The organism is Candidatus Bathyarchaeota archaeon, from assembly GCA_026014465.1.
Taxonomy (GTDB): Archaea; Thermoproteota; Bathyarchaeia; order Bathyarchaeales; family Bathycorpusculaceae; genus JADGNF01.
On record JAOZID010000016.1, the window covers coordinates 1 to 2,747 of the forward strand.

At 45.8% G+C, this 2,747-nt stretch carries 1 protein-coding gene; it reads left to right on the forward strand.

Features of this window, described 5'->3' with window-relative positions:
- Positions 1-581: 581 nt before the first annotated feature.
- Positions 582-2,747, forward strand: a 2,166-nt coding sequence (locus tag NWF04_10825) for a right-handed parallel beta-helix repeat-containing protein (GenBank protein ID MCW4007058.1), incomplete at its 3' end; no start/stop codon positions are given.

Consider the following 2,747-nt stretch of genomic DNA (forward strand, 5'->3'; position numbering starts at 1 on the left):
TGGTTTGGGTTTGTTTTCTAGTAGTTTCCACAGGTCTTCGAGTCGTCTGCGGGTTCCGTCTTTTACGAGTTCTGACACGGACGTGTATCCGTGGGCACCTTGGTTTACTAAAAGCTCGCATTGTAAATACAAATCCTCAGGTAACCCTATCATTCTATACTTCTTTCTGGGCATCGATTCCACCGTTTATCATGTCAGATACTGATTGTTTATAACAAAATTCATATATGCATCATTAACACGTTAATACCCAGTTAAAACACTGTGACGGTACAGGTACCGTCAATAGGTAAAAAACGCATTGCACCTGAGTTGAAACCACAGACCACTTGCAAGGGCAAAAAATAGAGGTTAAAAAAATGAAACAAAAACCAAGTGGTAAAAAAAGCCTGATTAGAAAGTGGCAATGCCATGTGGCAACACTGATTCTACTTGCCGCGTTGATAGGTAGCTTGCTAACCATGTGGATAACCCCAACAAAGGCAGCAGACCCCAAAACTTGGACGGTTGGCACGTGGACGGAGCACCCAGATAATCCAGTTTTTGGCGGAGTGGGCAGGGCATACTATCCTTGTGTGTTGTTGATAGATGGAACCTATCACATGTGGTACACCGATGTCTCATACCAGACTGGATACACAAATTCAAGTGACGGCGTGGTTTGGGGTTCTCCAGTCATAGTATCTGGGTTATTTGGGCACCCTGGGCATGCTGTTGTAGTTAACATTGGAACTGAAACTGAACCGTACTACCGAATATGGTATGCCGACGAACTAGTTTGGCCCGACTTAGATGATGATGTGATTAGAACCGCAGAATCTGCAAATGGCATTAACTGGACTAACGAACAACCAATAGGACAAATTAACACTATCATACACGAAACCAACTCATCTGACCCTGCGTATAAGTGGATTCGCGGTTCATATGGACCCGAAGCAGTGTTGTACACTCCTGACGGGTATGAAACCCTGAACGAAACCGACCCCATGGGTAACAAGTATGTGATATATTATGATCAATACGCTTATACTTGGTTAACTGGGGGCATAAATGAAGCTCCCATGCTCGCAATTTCTGTGGATGGGATTAACTGGAAACGTGTAACTGATGAGCCCCTTATCATTCCTTCTGGAGGAACAACCGAATGGGACGCAAACTACATTTCTGTTTGGTCAGTCCTAAAACGGGACGACGGATACCACATGTGGTACTCAGGAGGAATAGGAGACCGCAATGACGGAATAGGCTACGCAACGTCTGCTGATGGGCTTACTTGGACAAAATGTGCCGAAAACCCGTTATTGTTTGTGGACGACGGCGTGGCATGGCGAGATGACCGCACATACTGCCCATGTGTAATCGAGGATGGCGGCGTTTTTAAGATGTGGTTTGCGGGAAAAGACACCGCAACAGGGAGCTACACGTTAGGTTACGCAACCATTCCTGCTCCCCTTCCAGATTTTTATGATATACAACTCGCAATCGACACAGCAGATTCTGGTGACGTTATAGTTGTTTCTGCAGGGACATATGCTGAAGCGGTATCTGTGACAAAAAGTGTCACCTTGCTTGGTGCAAAACATGACGTGGACCCTGCTGGAAGTTTGGACAGGGGTGGTGAGTCTGTGATAAGCGGCGGAAACCTGATTATCACGGCTGATGATGTCACAGTAGATGGCTTCAAGATAACAGGAGGGTATATCGCTGCGGGTTATTCTCAGGCACTCGACGTTACCATCAGCTACAACATCCTAGAGGGTATTTCAGCGGCTTGGGGCGCCATCCATCTTCACGGAACGGATACTGGTCCATCATATCACGAATGCGATAGGGGCTATGTGGGCTATAACACAATAAGCGGCGTTACAGGCCATGGCATCTGGACTGTAGGCAACGATAACGTGACCATAGAGCACAACCATATACTGGATATCACTGGAACTGCAGTAGATGTTCTCAACCACGTTGGCACAGGAATTAAAGTTCTCGATAACATCATCACAAATCCTGGTGAAAAAGGAATCAACTACTGGGCTGAAGCTGGCGGCAAAATAAGCGGCAACACAATCACTAGCTCGGGCTGGGAAGCAATCTACACAGACATCAATGCAACCATAGAATCGAACCATATAGTAAATGCAGGTATGCACGGCATAGTTGCGGCCTCGCACGTTGGCACGGTTGAGATTATTGATAACACTATTACAAATCCTGTTCAAAAAGGAATTAACTACTGGGCTGGTGCCGGCGGCATAATACGTGGCAACATAATTACCGGCTCGGGTTGGGAAGGAATCTACACAGACATCAATGCAACCATAGAATCGAACCACATAGTAGACGCAGGTATACACGGCATAGTTGCAGCTGGGCACGTTGGCACGGGAATTGAAATCCTCGAAAACACCATCATAAATCCTGTTGAAAAAGGAATCAATTACTGGGCTGGTGCAGGTGGCATAATACGTGACAACACAATCACGGGCTCTGGCGGGGAAGCAATATTCACAGACATCAGTGTGACCATAGAGTACAATACATTGTCGGACTGCTCTATAGGTATAACAATAAATTCGCCCGCATCCGACGTTCTAGTACATTATAACAACATCTATCAAAACACATACGGCGTAATTAATTATGCAGAATCTCAAGTCAACGCTACATTGAACTGGTGGGGAACAACCGACCCGGACCTAATAGCAGCTTCTATTATTGGTTCAGTTGTGTTTGATCCTTGGCTT